Below are 15,318 nucleotides of genomic sequence, written 5' to 3' on the forward strand. Positions count from 1 at the left end.
TGGCCTGGGGCCGCTCGTGCTCGAGCAGCAGCAGGGCCTGCAGCCACTCGAAGCGGTGCGGCTCGGCGCGCAGGCGCCGGCTCAGAGAGTGATGGGCTGGCCGGCCTGGGGTTGCCATCGGCAAATCTCCTGGTCCGATTGCACCAGCACCGTACGCACGAAGCGGTTGGCATTGGCGTAGAGCGAAAAGAACTGCGCGAGCACGGCGCCGAACAGCACCGCACTGGCACCGACGAAGGCCTGGCGTTCGAGGTGCACGCGAACCTCCAGGCCGTTGCGCCAACCGCGCCAGGCATCGCTGCCGACGTGGTCGACCACGCGCGCGCAGTCCAGCCGGACCAGCCCTTCGATCTGCCGGGCGGCCAGCTTGTCTTCGCTGAAGTCGTGCAACGCGAGGATTTCCCGCAGGGCATCGAGGGCTTGCGGGCCTTCCACCAGCGACAGGTGATTGAGCGTGAGCTGCGAGACCAGCTGCCAGCGTGAAGGGCCATCCAGAGCTGGCTGGCATTGCCGGCTCGGTGCGCGCAGCAGGCTAGCGCGGGCCACCGGGCCGGGGCGCTCGAAGGCCAGCTCGGTGCCGGCCGGCAGGTACTCGGCCAGGCTGCGGTTGGTGCACAGCAGCTCCGCGCTGAGGCTGTACTGGGGCGTTTCTTCAAGGGGTTGCAGGCCGGCGTCCACCAGGGTCAGCAACAGGTCGCTGCCACGTCGGTTGGGCGTCATGCCCTCGACCCGCCGTGCGTGCCAGTAGAGGCCGAATGCGCCGGGGCGGTGCTGGGTGCCGTGGTAGGGTGCGACCTCGACCACTCCCAGCGGGGTACTGGCGCGGAGGGAGCGGATGCTGTGGATCTCCACCGAGTTCTCGCGGTGGGCGTCGGCGATCAGGCGGTATTCGCTGCGTGTGCCGTCCGGCCGCAGTGGCTCCGAGGTGCGCGGGAACAGGTTGATCGCCGGGACGCAGCCCAGCGCGAGGTCGCTGGCCTGCAGGGTCAGGCGGGCGGGCGCGGGGCGGTCGAAAAGGATGTAGAGGTAGAGCTGCTCGCCGCTGGCACGCAGGCCCTGGAGCGGCAGGTCGAAGAAGGCGAACTTGTCGGGGAAGGCGAAGTATTCGGCGAGCAGGCGCAAGCCGGGATGCACGCGCTCATCCTCCGGCAGCAGGGCCTGTTCGGCGGCGAAGCCGACCCGCTGCGGCAGGCCGGCGAGACGTTGCGGTTCGGCGCCCTCGGCCTCGGCGATGAGGCCGCAGGCATGGGCGCCGAGCAGGTCGTAAAGGGCGGCCTTGGCGACGGCGTTGGCGGTCAGGTGGATGCGCAGGCTATCGATGTCCAGTGCTGCCCAGCCGTCCTTGTCGAGGCAGCGCAGGTCCAGTCGCAGGGCGCCACGCACGCCGGCGCTGCCGGTGGCGGCCTGGGCTTCCTCGGCGCCGAGCAGTACCGCTTCCTCGATGCGCAATGGCCACAGGGTGACTTCGTCGGTGGTGCGCCAGTGCAGGGTCTGGCCGCGAAGTTCTTCAGGCAGTTCGATGCGCTCCTGGCCCGGCACGCTGACGAACAACGGGGTGCCGCGCGGCAGGTGGAAGCCGGCGCTCAGCTTGCCCTTGGCCGGGTCCGGCTCGAAGCGCACCACGGCGCAGGAGGGCAGGGGCCGCAGGGCAAGGGGATAGAGTTGCTCCAACAGGGCGTCGCTGAACTGCGCGTAGTCGTCGTCCAGGCGTCTCTGCAGCCGCGCGGCAAGCAGGGCGAAGCCTTCCAGCAGGCGCTCGACGTGGGGGTCGCCGCACTCACCGGGGCCCAGTTCCAACCGCCGTGCCACCTTGGGGTAGCGCGCCGCGAAACCGGCGCCGGCGTGGCGCAACCAGGTCAGTTCGCGCTGGTAGTAGTCCAGCAGTTCGGCATCAATCGAGTCGCTCATGGCGTACTTCCAGTGTTCCGCCAACGGGGATGAGTTCGAACAGCAATGGCGCGCGGTCGGCGCCCTGGCGCAGGTTGCCGAGCAGGCGCACGCGTAGGCGCTGCGGATGCTGCGGATCGGCGTCGACCACCACTTCGCTCAGCCCCAGGCGCGGCTCGAAGCGAGCAACCGCCCGGCGGATTTCCCGTGCCAGGTGCAGGCGGTCAGCCTCGCGGCGGGCCTGCAGGGCCGTCCAGTCGGCAATGCCGTAGGCCAGGATGCCAACACCGTTGCCGGCAGGGCTGCGGCTGTTGAGCAGGCGTGACAGTTCCTGCGCGACCGAAGCCGCCAGGGCGCGCTGGTCGAAGGCCGGTTTCGCCTCTCCGGCGTCGGAGAGGCGGTCCAGCAACGGTGGCCGTGCGATGCCGTGCAAGGCCGGGCTGCCTTAGCTGGCCAGCTTGTTGGCGGCCAGGTCCCAGGTCGACGCGGCGGTGCCTTCCTTGCTGCCGTCGTCCTTTTGCGCGGTGAGCTCCCATTTGATCTTGGTGAAGTTCAGCGACAGGGTTTCCACCGGCTTCCCACCGGCGCCACCGCTGACGCTGACGTTCGACAGCACGACGTTGTCCAGGGTGTAGGTAATGAACGGCATGATTTTCCCATCGCCCTCGGCGGCGTTGCGACCGATGGTCAGGGTGGCGGAGGGGATGGCCTTGCCGGAGCAGCAGTATTCGTTGAGCGTCGGGGTCGAGGTGTCGACGAACTTGGTCAGGGTGAATTCGCCGATGTGCGGCTTGCCGGAGGTGCGCTCCGAGTTGCTGACATCGTTGGTCACCTGCATGGCGACGTTGTGGCTGTACGACATGATTTCGATCTTGTTTTCGAAGCCTGCCAGCAGGCTGTCGCCCTTGATGTCGTCGCCCAGGTCGAGAAGTATCGCGTCCATGTTGGAAAACTCCGCAGCTTGAAAGAGGGGGATCAGGTGAAGGGGCCGCCCGAAAGGGCGGCCCCCTGGCTCAGGCGGCGACCGGCGGCGGCAGGCTGGCGACCAGGCGGATCGAGGCGGTCAGTTCCTCGAGCTGGAAGTGCGGGCGCAGGAACACCGTGGCACGGTAGACCCCGGGCTTGCCGGCGACCTCGCTGACATCCACGCGCGCCTCGCGCAGCGGGTACTGCGCCTTGATCTCCTGCGGGGCGTTGTCGTTGATCAGCACGTAGTCGGCGATCCAGTTGTTGAGGTAGGTCTGCACGTTGTCGCGGGTCATGAAGCTGCCCACCTTGTCGCGCATGATCACCTTCAGGTAGTGGGCGAAGCGCGAGGCTGCCAGCACGTACGGCAGCATCGCCGAGAGCCGCGCGTTGGCGTTGGCCTCGTTGGTGTTGTACTGGCGCGGCTTGTTGGTCGACTGGCCGCCGAAGAACACAGCGAGGTCGGTGTTCTTCTTGTGGCACAGGGCGATGAAGCCCAGGTCGTTGAGTTCCTTCTCGCGGCGGTCGGTGATCGCCACTTCGGTCGGGCACTTGAGCGACAGGTCGCCCGCCTGGGTGCGGAAGGTATGCGCCGGCAGGCCTTCGACGGCGCCGCCGCCTTCGCTGCCGCGGATCGCCGCGCACCAGCCGTATTTGCTGAAGGCTTCGGTGATGCGCTGGGCCAGGACCCACGCCGCGTTGCCCCAGAGGTACTTGGCGTGGTCGGTGCCGTCCACGTCCTCGACGAAGTTCATGCCTTCCACCGGCAGGGTTTCCGGGCCGTAGGGCAGGCGCACCAGGAAGCGCGGCAGAGCGAGGGAGACGTAGCGCGAATCCTCGCTCTCGCGGAACGAGCGCCACTTGATCAGCTCCAGGCTCTCGAAGACCTTGCTCAGGTCACGCGGCACCGCCAGTTCGGTGAAGCTGCCCATGTCGAACAGGCGAGGGCTGGCCGCAGCGATGAAGGGCGCGTGGGCCGCGGCGGCGACGTTGGAGAGTTTTTCCAGCAGGGCGATGTCCTGCGGATGGCGGCCGAAGGAGTAGTCGCCTACTAGCAGGCTGAACGGGTGCCCGCCGAAGGTGCCGTATTCCTCTTCGTAGATCTTCTTGAACAGCGCGCTCTGGTCGAACTCGACGGCCTTCTCCAGGTCGTTCTGCAGGTCCTGCTGGCTGACGTTGAGCAGGCGCAGCTTGAGGCGCGAGCCGGTCTCGCTGTTCTGCACCAGCTGGTGCAGGCCGCGCCAGGAGGATTCAAGTTGCTGCAGCTCCGGATGGTGGAGGATCTGGTTGAGCTGGGCGCTGATCAGCTCATCGATTCGGCCGATACGCTCGTTGATCATGGCCACGGTGTCCTTGCTGACGGCCATGCCTTCGTCGAGGACCTGGGTGGCGAACTCCGCGAGCATGTCGCGGGCGTATTCCTGCTGGCTGTCGTCGTGGGCCATGCGGCCGTCGGCAATGATGCGGTCAAGCAGGTCGAGGGTCTGGGTGTTGCCTTCGGCGCCTTGCGCCGCGGCGGAGCTGGGTTTGGCCATTGCTGTGCTCTCCTGGCGGCGGGATCAGGCTTGCGGTTCGGCAGGTGCTTCGCCTTCGTCGGCGGCGGCCTGGGCAGTGTCGTTGGCGGCGCCGGCATCGGCGGTCACCGGGTGGGTTGCACGGATTTCCTGCAGGCCTTCGGTGTTGCTCACCACGTCCTGCAGCAACTGGTCCAACTCATCATTGCCATCGAGCTTGGTGAGCAGGTCGCGCAGGCGCTGGCGAGCTTCGAACAGACGGCGAAGGGGCACGACCTGATTGACGATGCTGACCGGGTCGAAGTCGTCGATGTGCTTGAAGTTCAGCTCGACATTGAGCCGGCTTCCGTCGCTGCTCAGTGTGTTGTCGACCTGCAGCGCCACGCGCGGTCCGATGGACGAGAGCACGGCGTTGAAGTTATCGCGGTCAATCTCGGTGAAGCGGCGCTCGCCGAGCTTTGGAAGGGGAGTGACGGGCTTGCCGGAGAGGTCGGCGAGAATGCCTACCACCAGCGGCAGCTCCTTCTTCTCGATGGCGTTGCCGATTTCCACGTCGTAGGTGATCTGGACCCGAGGCGGACGCACTCGGTCCAGTTTGTGCTGCGTGCTTTCTGCCATGCTGGCGAACTCCACTGCGTAGGAGACGGGCACGCCGCAGCGGGGCTCGCTGTCGTCGCGCTCCTTGGCTGGACCACACGACAGGAAGGGGAAATGCGATACAGGCCTGTCCTTGGCGATCCCATCTGAACTCGTTTATCGACGAGCTAACCAAGCACGCTAGATCAGGTTGGTGAAAACGCAAATCCGAAACTAATCTCTGACAGCCATCTCACAAGGACGTTTCATGAAGTCGACGAAAGCCTGCCTCTGTGCTGTGCTCCTGGCAGTTCTCGGAGGCTGTTCCTGGTTCGGTCCGAAGGTCGATGTCGACCGCCTGACCCTCGATGTCGCGAGCAAGGCCAATGGCGATTCGCCCATCGCCGTGGACTTCGTCGCGGTCCAGGATGCGGACCTGCTCAAGCTGCTCTCGGCAATGAGCGCCAAGCAGTGGTTCAGCGACCGCGAACAGTACCGCCGCGACTACCAGAAGCAGCTCTCGGTGTGGAGCCTCGAGCTGGTGCCCGGGCAGTTCATGGAGGCCAGGGACTTCCCCCTGGCCGGCAAGCCGGCTTCTGGACTTTTGGTCTTTGCCGGCTATAACACTCCCGGCGCCCATCGCATGCGCCTGGATCAGCAGCCCAACGTATGGCTGCGTTTCGACAGCAGGGAGATGCGCCTGCTGAGTGCCGAGGAGCACTGAACCACCGCCTTTCCAGGCGGGCCCATGACAATCCAGGACGTCGAAGGGGGAGTGGTGTGAGAGTTCTGCCTGACGCAGTTTGTTGGCACGAAGGGATGCAACTGCTTCCCCAGCACTTCCAGCTCCAGGGACTGCGCGCCGAGGTGCTGTCCGCGCGCCTGGCCCATGCGGCCAACCCCTGGTTCTGGGGGCTCGAACACCTGGAGCTGGACCCTTCCGCCCTGAGCTCCGGCGTGGTGCGTATCCTCGCGCTGGAGGCGATCCTGCCCGATGGCTTGCCGGTCAGCCTCAGCCCGGGCGATACCCTGATCTTCGACACAACGACCGCCATCGCCGCCTCCCCCGATGCCAGCATCACCCTCTACCTCGCACTCAGCCCGCTCGCCCGTGGCGGCAAGGTGCTGCCGCTCAAGGGTCGCCTGCAATCCCTGAGCGGGCCGGCCGTGCCGGACCTGGCAAGTGGCGAAAATCCGGAACCCGTTGTCGTCTGGCGCCCGGCCCTGCGGCTGGTGACCGAAGCCCAGCGCGCCGACTCGGTGTGCCTGCCGCTGCTGCGCGTAGGCAAGGACGCCGGTGGCTTCGTCGGCCTGCCTTACGTGGCCCCCACTCCGCGAATCGCACCGGCGACGATGCTGGGACAGGCGCTGGTGGCGCTGTGCGCCCATGCGCGGGAGAAATGCGTGTTTCTCGCTGGCCGCCTGCGCCAGGCGCAGCAGGCGGAAAACACCGAGGACAGCCAGGAAATCCGCCGCCAGCTGGCGGCGCTGTGGGCGCGCCTGCCGGAGCTGGAGGCTTCGCTCTACAGCGGTACAGCGAGCCCGGCACAACTGCATGGCCTGCTGTGCGGCATGGCCGGCAGCTGGAGCGTACTCGATCCGCTGGGCGGCGTTCCGGCCTTCCCGACCTTCGATTTCAATGAACTGCTGCGGACTTTCAACCCGGTGATCGAGTGGCTGGAAGCCACCCTTGGCAGGGTGCGCGCGGGCTATCGTAGTCTGGCATTTGAGCGGCGCGGCAATGACTTCGCGCTGGCCCTGCCGGACCTGCGATCGCCGGTACAGCGTCTGGTCATCGGCCTGCGCATGCCGCCCGGTTGTGGCGAGGAGCAGGCGCACGAGTGGCTGTCACGCTGCATCGTCGCCTCCGAATCCAGCCTGGCGATACTGGGCAGGCAGCGTATGTCCGGCCTGGAACATCTGCCCATGAGCCGCGCCGAACAGATCGCCTACAGCGTAGGGGAGGACACCCACCTGTTCGTGGTGCAGGCCGAGGGCGACTGGTTCGATCCCGCCCAGCGCCTGTGCCTGCGCGCCGCCGCGGCAGGCAGCGGCGGTGGCAGTCCCTGGCAGGTCGTGCTGTTCATCGTGGACGGCGCCAGCGGCGCCTGAGGCAGGGAAGCGAAGATGCTTGAAGGGAGTCAGGCGATCTATCCGCCGTCGTTCGGCGAGGCACCCCTGAGTAGCGCTTTCCAGGGCGCCTGGCTGGAGTGGCGCAGGCGCTGGGAAGACCTGCGCGAATCCACCGGCGACGACAGCGCGGCCCTCGAACGGGTTGCCGACGAAGCCCAGGCGGTGGTGCGTCGCCTGTGGCGCAGCGCCAATGCCAGCGTCGGCGATGCCGCCGGCGATCAGGTCAAAGGTATGGTCTACGCCTTCGTCGCACTGCTCGACGAAAGCCTGCTGTTCGACCCCTGGAATGGCCAGTCCGGGTGGCAGGAACGGCCGCTGGAATCCCGTCTGTATGGTACGCGCAATGCCGGCGAGCGCGTGCCCCAGGCGATTCATCGCCTGCTGGACACCCGCGCACCGGGCACTCGTGATCTTGCCAACGTCTACCTGCAATGCCTGTTGCTGGGCTTCCACGGCAAACTACGCGGCCCGAAGGGCGAAGCGCTCCATGAGAAGTGGCGGCATGCGCTGTTCGCCCATGCCTGGCAGCGTGACGCCGAGGTGCCAGCGCTGCTGGAGACCCTGGCGCGTCCGGCCGCTGCAGCGCCGCTGCGACTGCCATTGCGGCGCGCCTTGCCCGACGGCCTGCGCCTGACGCTGATGGTTGTCGCCGGCGTCCTTCTGCTCATCGTCCTCGGCCATTGGCTGTGGAGCGACGTGCGCGGTGAACTGGCGCCCCTGCTCGACCTCGCCTGGGCGGCTACATTCCCGGAGCTGGCGGCTTGAGCGGCTGGCTGGTGCTGGCCCTGCTGTTGCTGCTGGTGGTGGCGCTGGCGGTCGCGGGTTTCCTCTGGCTGCGCAGCAAGGGAGGCGAAGCGGTACGCGCTTTCTACCTGACCGTGCGACAGATGGAGCAGGACCACGATGTCGCCGATCGCTACGACGTTCCCTGGTATCTCCTGCTGGGCGACCCGCTGCTGGGCGAGCGCCTGGCTGCGGACTGGAGCCTGGCCCCGGTGAACCGCCCGGCCTGGTTCGGCCGCTGGTGGGCCGATCAGGACGGCGCCGTGCTGGCGGTGCCGCAGACCCTGTTCATGCCGGAAGAGGGTGTGCCGTCGTCACTGCAGCCCTGGCGGCGGTTGCTCAGCCTGCTGCTGCGCATGCGCCCGCGTCGCCCGCTGGATGGCGTGATCTGGGTGGTGCCGGCGGAGCGTCTGCTGGACCCGGCCAGCCTTGCCCTGGAAAGCATCCAGCTGCGTCGGCGCTTCAACGACCTGTTGCAGCGGCTGGGGCTTAGCCTGCCGGTCTACGTGGTGGTGACCGGGCTGGAAGAACTCGATGGATTCGCCGAACTGCGCGCGGCGCTGCCTGCCGAGGTTCGCGAGCGACCGCTGGGCTGGGCCTCGCCCTCGCAGGCGGATGCGGCCTGGCAGGGCGAGCACCTGGAGCGCGGCTTCGACCAAGTATTGCAGGCGTTGCAGGCGGCGATACTCGAAGCGGGCGTGCTCAAGGGGCAATTGAGCGAGGAGCTGTATCGCTTCCCGCAGGCGCTGGAGAGTCTGCGCGAAGGTCTGCGCCAGCGACTGGAACCGGTCTTCCAGGGCAATGCGCTGGGTGAAGCACCGCGCTTGCGTGGCCTGTACTTCAGCGGCGCGTACCGCATGGCTCCCAGTGGTGACGACTGGGCGCTCTCGGCGCGGGAGGAGGCACCCGCGCAGTTGCTGTTCACCCAGCATCTCTGGCAATCGCGCCTGCTCGCCGAGCGTGGGTTGGCCCAGGCCGTGCCCCGAGTCCTGCGTCTGCGCCAACGCTCGCAGCGTGTGCTTGGAGCGGTGGCTGGTGTGATCGGCGTCTGCTGGCTATTGGGGATGCTCTGGGTCTGGCACGTGGATTCCCGCGAGGCGCAGGCGCTGGGGCAGCGCATCCTGGCCATGCAGCGTGGGCATGGCGAAGGCGAAGCGGGCGCCGCATCGCCGGAGGAAGCCGCCCGACAACGCCTGCAGGCCTACTGGGCGCTGCTGCAGGCTGCGCCGCGCTGGCACTTCAGCTCACTGGTATATCCGAGCTCCTGGTTCTCCGGTTTCGACGAGCACATGGATGAACTGCTGCGCGACCTGACCCGCCGCGAAGTGCTGGTGCCGCTGCAGCAGGCGCAGGCCGCTGAACTGGTCCGGCTGCGCGCCATTCGCAGCAGCGAGCGCCGCGCCAACGTGCAGAGCGACAGCCCCGAGCAATGGCCGAACTTCGTCGCTGCTCGCGACCTGGCGCACGGCGTACTGGCCTTCGAGCAGCGCAACCGCTGGTACACCGAGCTGCGTGCCGGCACCTCGAAGAACGCTCTGGAAACCCTCGGCAAACTGGGCGAACAGGCCTACGGCCTGACCCTGGAACCGGGCTCCCTGCGCAATGCAGGCTACCTGCAGTCCGTGCTCGGCCAGGGCATTCCCGATGCTCCGGCATCCGTCGACCCCGGTCCGCGCGAGGGCCAGTTGGCGCGCAACTTCGACGACCTGATGAACCTCTGGCTCGACCAGTTCTTCCTCGCCGACAACTTCGTGCGCCCGGCCGGCTTCCTGCGTCTGCACCTGAACGAACTCAAGGCACGGCAGGGCAACAGCCTCGAGGAGCTGGAAGAGACCGCGGCGCAGATCGACGCGCTACGCAATATGGTGGCACTGACCAACGCCGCCTGGAGCCACGGCAATGCCCAGGAAATCGTGCCGGGCTTTCGTGCGATGCTCGACGACGTACGCCAGTCTTACCTGCTCGGCCCCTCGGCGGAGGCCCGGGTAACCAGCCAGGCCAGCAAGCTGCAGCGGGCCTTCCACGACCAGTGGATCTCCGCCGCCGGTTCCCGTGACAACCTGCTGCAACTGCAGCCCGGAGGTACTCTCGCGTTACAGGAACATGTGGTGGCGCTGGGCAGCACCATCGATTCGCTGTTGCGCCAGGACTTCGCCGGTACCGCCTTGAGCAAGGGCACGCAGGACATTGCTCCGCGCGGCCTGGGCAATCTCGATGCCCACTCGCTGAATGCTGCCCTGGCGTACTACGCCAGCTATCGCAAGTACAGCGAGCAGGAGCAGGCGCGGATTCCGGCCGAGTACCGCGATGCTCTCGCCGAGAGTGCCGCGGCCGCTGCCGCCAGCGCGATGTGGAGCAGCCTGACGCAATCCGTTTCGGCCAGCGGCGCGCCTGCGAAGAACACCTTCGATGTTCCGCTGGAGCAAGCCGAGCAGGTCCGTTCGGCCCTGGAGTCCGTGCAGCGAAGCGACCTGGCGAACGCGCTGGACATTCACCTGACCCGTGGTGCGCTGGCCGACGTCGACGAAGTGTTGAAGTCTATCGATGCGTTGCCACTGTTCCGGGTTCGTTCTGAGCCTTCTGGTTGGGATGGCACACGTAACTTCGGCTTGCAGCTGTATCGCTCGACCGACACCCAGGACCTCAAACGCAATCTCGCCCAGCAGTTCGAGACCATGCTCGCCCTGAGCGAAGAGCACGCGCCGGCGCTGACCTGGCTGCGTGACCGGGGAAACCTCGGCTTCACGGACCAGGACAAGGTGCGACGCTTTACCGACCTCAGCGATGAGCTGGTCAAGTACAAGGCGCAGAACCCGACCAGTTCGCCGATGCTGCTCGACCAACTGGTGACCCGCGACTTCGTGGAAATGGACGCCGCCAGCTGTGGCAAGATTCTGAGCACTTCCGCGCTCGTGCCGGGACAAGGCGACGTGGCCCGTTTCACCCGCGGATTGCACAGCCAGGCGCAGCAGCGTTGCCTGGAACTGCAGCAGAAGGATGCGGCCCAAGCCTGGGCCGCCATCGCCGACTACTTCAACCAGTACCTGGCCAACCGCTTCCCCTTCGCCTACAGCCTGCAGGCGGAAGATGCTGACCCCGCGCGGGTGCAACACCTGGTAGAGCTGCTCGACCAGAATCTGGAGCGGGCCCAGGAAGGCCTCAAGCTCAGCCAATCTATGGACCGGGCGGCTGCTGCGGACTTCCTCCATCGCCTGCAGCTGGCCAGGGCCTGGATGGGGCCGCTGTTCCAGCGCGACAAGGGCGGTTCGCAGGGGGTCGACCTCGATGTGCGCTGGCGCACCGACCGCGAAGCCGAGCGTGGCGCCGACCAGGTGATCGCCTGGACGCTTTACGCGGCGGACCGCCCGCTGAGCTTCCCCGGCAGCGACAGCCAGCGTCTGCACTGGAATGTCGGTGAGCCGATGAAGCTGATGCTGCGCTGGGCCAAGGACAGCCCGCAACGGCCGGACATCGATCCGCAGCAGGCAAGCATGGCCGTGGCGGACCTGGAAGTGGGATGGGAATACGGCGGCCCGTGGGCACTGATGCGCCTGCTGCGTTCGCACCTGATCCTGCAGCGCCAGCCCAGCGCCGACTACACCGATTTTCCGCTCGCGCTGCAGGTACCGGTCAGAGCGCCTAACAGCCGCGAACCCGAGGCACGGATGTTCCTGCGCATTTCGTTGATGACCCAGGACGCCAAACAGCCTTTGTCCGTCCAGCCCTTACCTGTACGCGCGCCGCGTACGCCCTTCAGCGGTATCGGTGTGGCGAACCTTGCCGGCGCTCAGGAGTTGCCATGATTTCAGACGAGGCGCTGCAGACGCTCCTGCAACCTCTGCCGGGCGAGTCTCCGTGCGGAGAGTCGCTGCGCCATGATCCGGTGATGGATCGCCTGCGTGAGCTGCGGCGCGAGGAGGATACCGAGCTGCCGGCTGGCGTTTGGAAAGCTGAGCCTAAGCGTGCTGATTGGTTGGCCCTGACTGCACTGGCCGAAGAGGTGCTGAGGCAGCGAAGCAAAGACCTGACCATCGCAGGTTTTCTAGGTGAGGCCTGGATCGTCACCCACGGCCCAGCAGGTCTCGCCGCAGCACTGAGGCTGCTGGCCGATCTTTGCAATGCATTTCCCGAACAACTGCACCCGCAGGCCACGGATGGCGACCAGGAGTGGCGCGCTGCACCGCTTGCCTGGGTGGCGCGGCGCTACAACGAACTCCTGCTCACCCGCGTGCCGCTGTGCAGCGGCTGGCCGCAAACAACACTGCACGGCTGGCAGGAGCTGCAGAGGCGGCAGGTGCAGGTCAGCGACAATAAAGTCGACAAGGTTGCCGCAGAGAACGCACGCCAGGAGCAGAAACGGCTGAACGAATCGATTCGCAGTGGCGCGGTGAATGGCTGGGCGGCGACGTTGGCCCAGCTGGACAGCGCGGCCGGCCATCTGCGACGTCTGGATGCCTGGTGTGACCTGCAGCTCGGCGATGCAGCACCGAGCCTGCACCAACTCGCAGTGTCCATCGACGCTTTCAGCAACATCATCCAGGGATGCAAAGCCATGGCCCCGCAAGAGTTCGAACCCAGCGCCGCATCGGAGGCGTCTTCCGAGCCGGAGCCGGCTCCTGTGGTTGCTTCCGGATCGCTTCCCGCCGGCGGTGCTCCGCAGAACCGTGAAGAGGCCTACCGACAGCTCACCGCCATCGCCGAGTACCTCGCGCGCACCGAACCGCACAGCCCGGTGCCCTATATTATTCGCCGGGCGGTGGAGTGGGGCGGCATGCCGCTAAGCGCATTGATGGACGAGTTGGTCCATGCTGACGCGGAGGCTCGCAGGGTGTGGGTCATGTTGGGGGTGCTGCGTTAGGCCCTGAGGCGGTTTTGACCTTAGTAGATGTGCAATGCGCAACATGCTGTTTGCTAGCGGCCGCAGGATTTGATTGTTCGCTGATTACGTCAGTTACCGACCCATAGCGGACGTTTGCTGATAGAGAGGTCGTGTGCGGCCCAAGTTGGTGTGTTTTACCCGTTACACTGCATTCCATCCATGAGCAACGTTTGTGCAACAGAACACAGAGCCTTACGCGCAGTGCAGGCCCAAGGCGTCACGCCAAAACAAGGTGCTCTCATACTGGAAGGATAGGATGAAGTGCGATGAGCAAACGTCTGCAATAGACTCCGCTATTTTTTCCAACTCGCTCATCGATGACTCACCTTCTGGCTCTGGGCCTTTTATTCTGATGTAGCACCGCATACTGACTTTGAAATCAAGCCCTTTTTTATCTTCGGCATACAGGGTGAAATCCGTATCTTCAGCGTCCGCGCTCAACCGCATCCCAGAAGCGAAGTGAGCCTCTACCGTATCCCTTACACAATCGATTTCGATTGCGCCGCTCCTTTCCAAAGCGGTGCATAGGGCCACAGTTGTCAACCGGTCATCGGCTTCTATGTGGAGATCGAGACCCACTCAATACCTCGCCTACGCTGCTAATCAAGCTTTAGTGTCAAGCATATCAGGGAGCCACATCCGACCGGCAGCTTCTGGCCGATTTCCGCCCATGATCGAGTGAACCCTCTGCTCCATGCCGACATGGCCGGCGTACCGTTCTGCCGTGCAGCTGCGAGGGAAGTCGTGGTGCCCCGAACGTGGAACAAACACTTACGCTGGCCACCTCATACTGTGACCTGTTGCAACGATGACCCCGAAATCAATCGTGCGGCTCGCTTTGAGCAGCGGCTTCGCCACGCTGATTGATCTGGACGCAATCGCCAGGCGCGAGCCGCGGCGTCGTGAGTTCATCGCGCAGGCGATAGCGGCGGGTCAGTGCTGGATGGCAGAGGATGTCGGCGATACGTCGGTATTGCCAGGGCGCCGTGGCTTGTGACTGGCAAGGCCGCACCGGGCTCTTTCGATCCCGGAACAGTGCGCCGGAGCCATTAAAAAAAACGCCTCTCAGACCCGGATTCCATCGTTTTTCAGATGCATACCGCGTCCCTATAGTCCCCGCAGACCGATCCCGGATCGGTGTAGTCAACTCAGTCGTGCGGGAACTGGACATGAACAAGAACGTAGATATCGAGTGCAGCAGCGGTGCCGGAATCGGCACCCGGGTGGTGTGGAGCGGAGAGCAGGTCCAACACCCCTACAATGCGACTCAGACCCCGATCGTGGTAAGTGCCGCCTACGGTTACCAGGACATAGACGCCTGGTACGACGTCGCCCTGGGCAAGCTGCCCGGCTACATCTACAGCCGCATGAGCAACCCGACCGTCGCCACGCTGGAAGCCAAATTGTGCGAGCTGGAACAGTCGGAGTCGGCGGTGGCCTTCAGTAGCGGAATGGCCGCTATCAGCGCTGTGTTGCATACCTTCCTGTCCAGCGGCAAGCGCGTGGTCTCGACCCGCGACAGCTACGGCGGCACCAACAAGATCTTCGAGGAATTCCTGCCGCGCATGGGCGTGCAGGTGTGCCTATGCGACACCCTGGATACCGACGCCATCGAGCGCGAGATCGCCGCCGGTTGCGATCTGCTGTACCTGGAAACCCCCACCAACCCGACGCTCAAGGTGCTCGACATCCGTCGCCTGGTGGCAGCAGCCCGGCAGGTCGGCGCCCTGGTGGTGGCCGACAACACCTTCGCCACGCCGCTGAACCAGAATCCACTGGCGCTGGGTGTCGACGTGGTGGTGCATAGCGCGACCAAGTTCCTCTCCGGGCATGGTGACGTGCTGGGCGGCGTGGTCTGCGGGGCGGAGACGCTGATGGCGCAGGTACGCCACTACCGGGAAATCAACGGCGCGGCCCTGGACCCGTTTTCCGCCTACCTGATCATCCGCGGCATCAAGACCCTGGCCGTCCGGCTGCGTCAACAGCAGGCCAGCGCGCAGGCACTGGCCGAGTACCTGTGCACCGAGCCGTTGGTGGAGGCGGTGAATTACCCGGGCTTGCCGCAGCATCCCGGCCACGTCATCGCCCGCTCGCAGATGCGCGGTTTCGGCGCCATCGTCAGCTTCGTGCTCAAGGGCGGCATGGACACCGTGGCGCGCCTGCTGCCACGCCTGAAGTTCGCCCACCGGGCCGGCAACCTTGGCGCGGTGGAAACCATCTACGGTCCGGCGCGCACCACCAGCCATGTCGAGAACACCCTGGAGGAGCGCCTGGCCCTGGGTATCTCCGAAGGGCTGGTGCGCGTCTCCGTGGGTATCGAAGACACCGACGACCTGCTGGCGGACCTCGCACGGGCTTGCGCCGAGGTTCGCCAGGAACTGGCCATGGACTGCAACCCGGGCGGCAGCGATAGCGTCGCCCGGGCAATAGAACAGCAGGCCTGAGACCTACCGCGTGGGGGGGGGCGGCCCGCGGCGCCGGAAAAGCAATAAAAAAAAAAAAAAAAAAAACAAAAACAAAAAAAAAAAAAAAATAAAAAAACAAGCACAGGCCCCCGCAATCACCGCCCACAAAAAAAAA

Annotated in this window: 12 protein-coding genes and 1 pseudogene; 6 read left to right on the forward strand and 7 right to left on the reverse strand. The window is 65.6% G+C overall.

All coding sequences use genetic code 11. From position 1 onward, the window contains the following. The 6 genes and pseudogenes from ACCC94_RS20485 to tssB all read right to left on the reverse strand — a co-directional run. A pseudogene (locus ACCC94_RS20485) lies at positions 1-118 on the reverse strand (type VI secretion system baseplate subunit TssG); the annotation flags it as partial. After that, entirely contained in the window at positions 82-1,908 is a 1,827-nt protein-coding gene (gene tssF / locus ACCC94_RS20490) for a type VI secretion system baseplate subunit TssF (protein WP_413351362.1), read from the reverse strand. The gene tssF and the pseudogene ACCC94_RS20485, both read right to left, overlap by 37 nt. Next, positions 1,892-2,320: a type VI secretion system baseplate subunit TssE gene (gene tssE / locus ACCC94_RS20495; RefSeq protein WP_413351363.1), complete on the reverse strand. Its 429-nt coding sequence runs from the start codon at positions 2,318-2,320 to the stop codon at positions 1,892-1,894. The genes tssF and tssE overlap by 17 nt, the downstream gene beginning before the upstream one ends. Before the next feature lie 12 nt (positions 2,321-2,332). Next, positions 2,333-2,830: an Hcp family type VI secretion system effector gene (locus ACCC94_RS20500; protein WP_017518799.1), complete on the reverse strand. Its 498-nt coding sequence runs from the start codon at positions 2,828-2,830 to the stop codon at positions 2,333-2,335. A gap of 70 nt (positions 2,831-2,900) precedes the next feature. After that, positions 2,901-4,388, reverse strand: coding sequence for a type VI secretion system contractile sheath large subunit (gene tssC / locus ACCC94_RS20505; protein ID WP_192431360.1), 1,488 nt, complete (start codon positions 4,386-4,388; stop codon positions 2,901-2,903). Positions 4,389-4,412: 24 nt separating this feature from the next. After that, positions 4,413-4,985, reverse strand: a complete 573-nt coding sequence (gene tssB, locus ACCC94_RS20510) for a type VI secretion system contractile sheath small subunit (RefSeq protein ID WP_413351364.1) — start codon at positions 4,983-4,985, stop codon at positions 4,413-4,415. A 226-nt stretch (positions 4,986-5,211) separates the two neighbouring features. Here tssB and ACCC94_RS20515 point away from each other — a divergent pair, with 226 nt between their 5' ends. From ACCC94_RS20515 to tssA, 5 genes are read left to right on the forward strand one after another with little or no spacing between them, the layout of a single operon-like run. After that, the gene (locus ACCC94_RS20515; RefSeq protein WP_138214554.1) at positions 5,212-5,667 is read left to right on the forward strand and encodes a type VI secretion protein; all 456 of its coding nucleotides are present in this window, start codon (positions 5,212-5,214) and stop codon (positions 5,665-5,667) included. Positions 5,668-5,723: 56 nt separating this feature from the next. After that, positions 5,724-7,055 (forward strand): type VI secretion system baseplate subunit TssK, encoded by a 1,332-nt coding sequence (gene tssK / locus ACCC94_RS20520; protein ID WP_413351365.1) that lies wholly within the window; start codon positions 5,724-5,726, stop codon positions 7,053-7,055. A gap of 15 nt (positions 7,056-7,070) precedes the next feature. Then, positions 7,071-7,841, forward strand: coding sequence for a DotU family type IV/VI secretion system protein (locus tag ACCC94_RS20525; protein WP_413351366.1), 771 nt, complete (start codon positions 7,071-7,073; stop codon positions 7,839-7,841). After that, entirely contained in the window at positions 7,838-11,662 is a 3,825-nt protein-coding gene (locus ACCC94_RS20530) for a type VI secretion system protein (protein WP_413351367.1), read from the forward strand. The genes ACCC94_RS20525 and ACCC94_RS20530 overlap by 4 nt, the downstream gene beginning before the upstream one ends. Continuing rightward, positions 11,659-12,717 (forward strand): type VI secretion system protein TssA, encoded by a 1,059-nt coding sequence (tssA, locus tag ACCC94_RS20535; protein WP_413351368.1) that lies wholly within the window; start codon positions 11,659-11,661, stop codon positions 12,715-12,717. The genes ACCC94_RS20530 and tssA overlap by 4 nt, the downstream gene beginning before the upstream one ends. 213 nt (positions 12,718-12,930) lie before the next feature. Here tssA and ACCC94_RS20540 read toward each other — a convergent pair whose 3' ends face one another. Next, positions 12,931-13,317, reverse strand: coding sequence for a hypothetical protein (locus ACCC94_RS20540; RefSeq protein WP_413351369.1), 387 nt, complete (start codon positions 13,315-13,317; stop codon positions 12,931-12,933). 590 nt (positions 13,318-13,907) lie between these two features. On the opposite strand from ACCC94_RS20540, the gene ACCC94_RS20545 reads away from it, so the two are divergent. After that, positions 13,908-15,182: a cystathionine gamma-synthase family protein gene (locus ACCC94_RS20545; RefSeq protein WP_413351370.1), complete on the forward strand. Its 1,275-nt coding sequence runs from the start codon at positions 13,908-13,910 to the stop codon at positions 15,180-15,182. Positions 15,183-15,318: the final 136 nt, after the last annotated feature.

Source organism: Pseudomonas sp. Pseusp97 (genome assembly GCF_047304025.1).
Lineage (GTDB): Bacteria > Pseudomonadota > Gammaproteobacteria > Pseudomonadales > Pseudomonadaceae > Pseudomonas.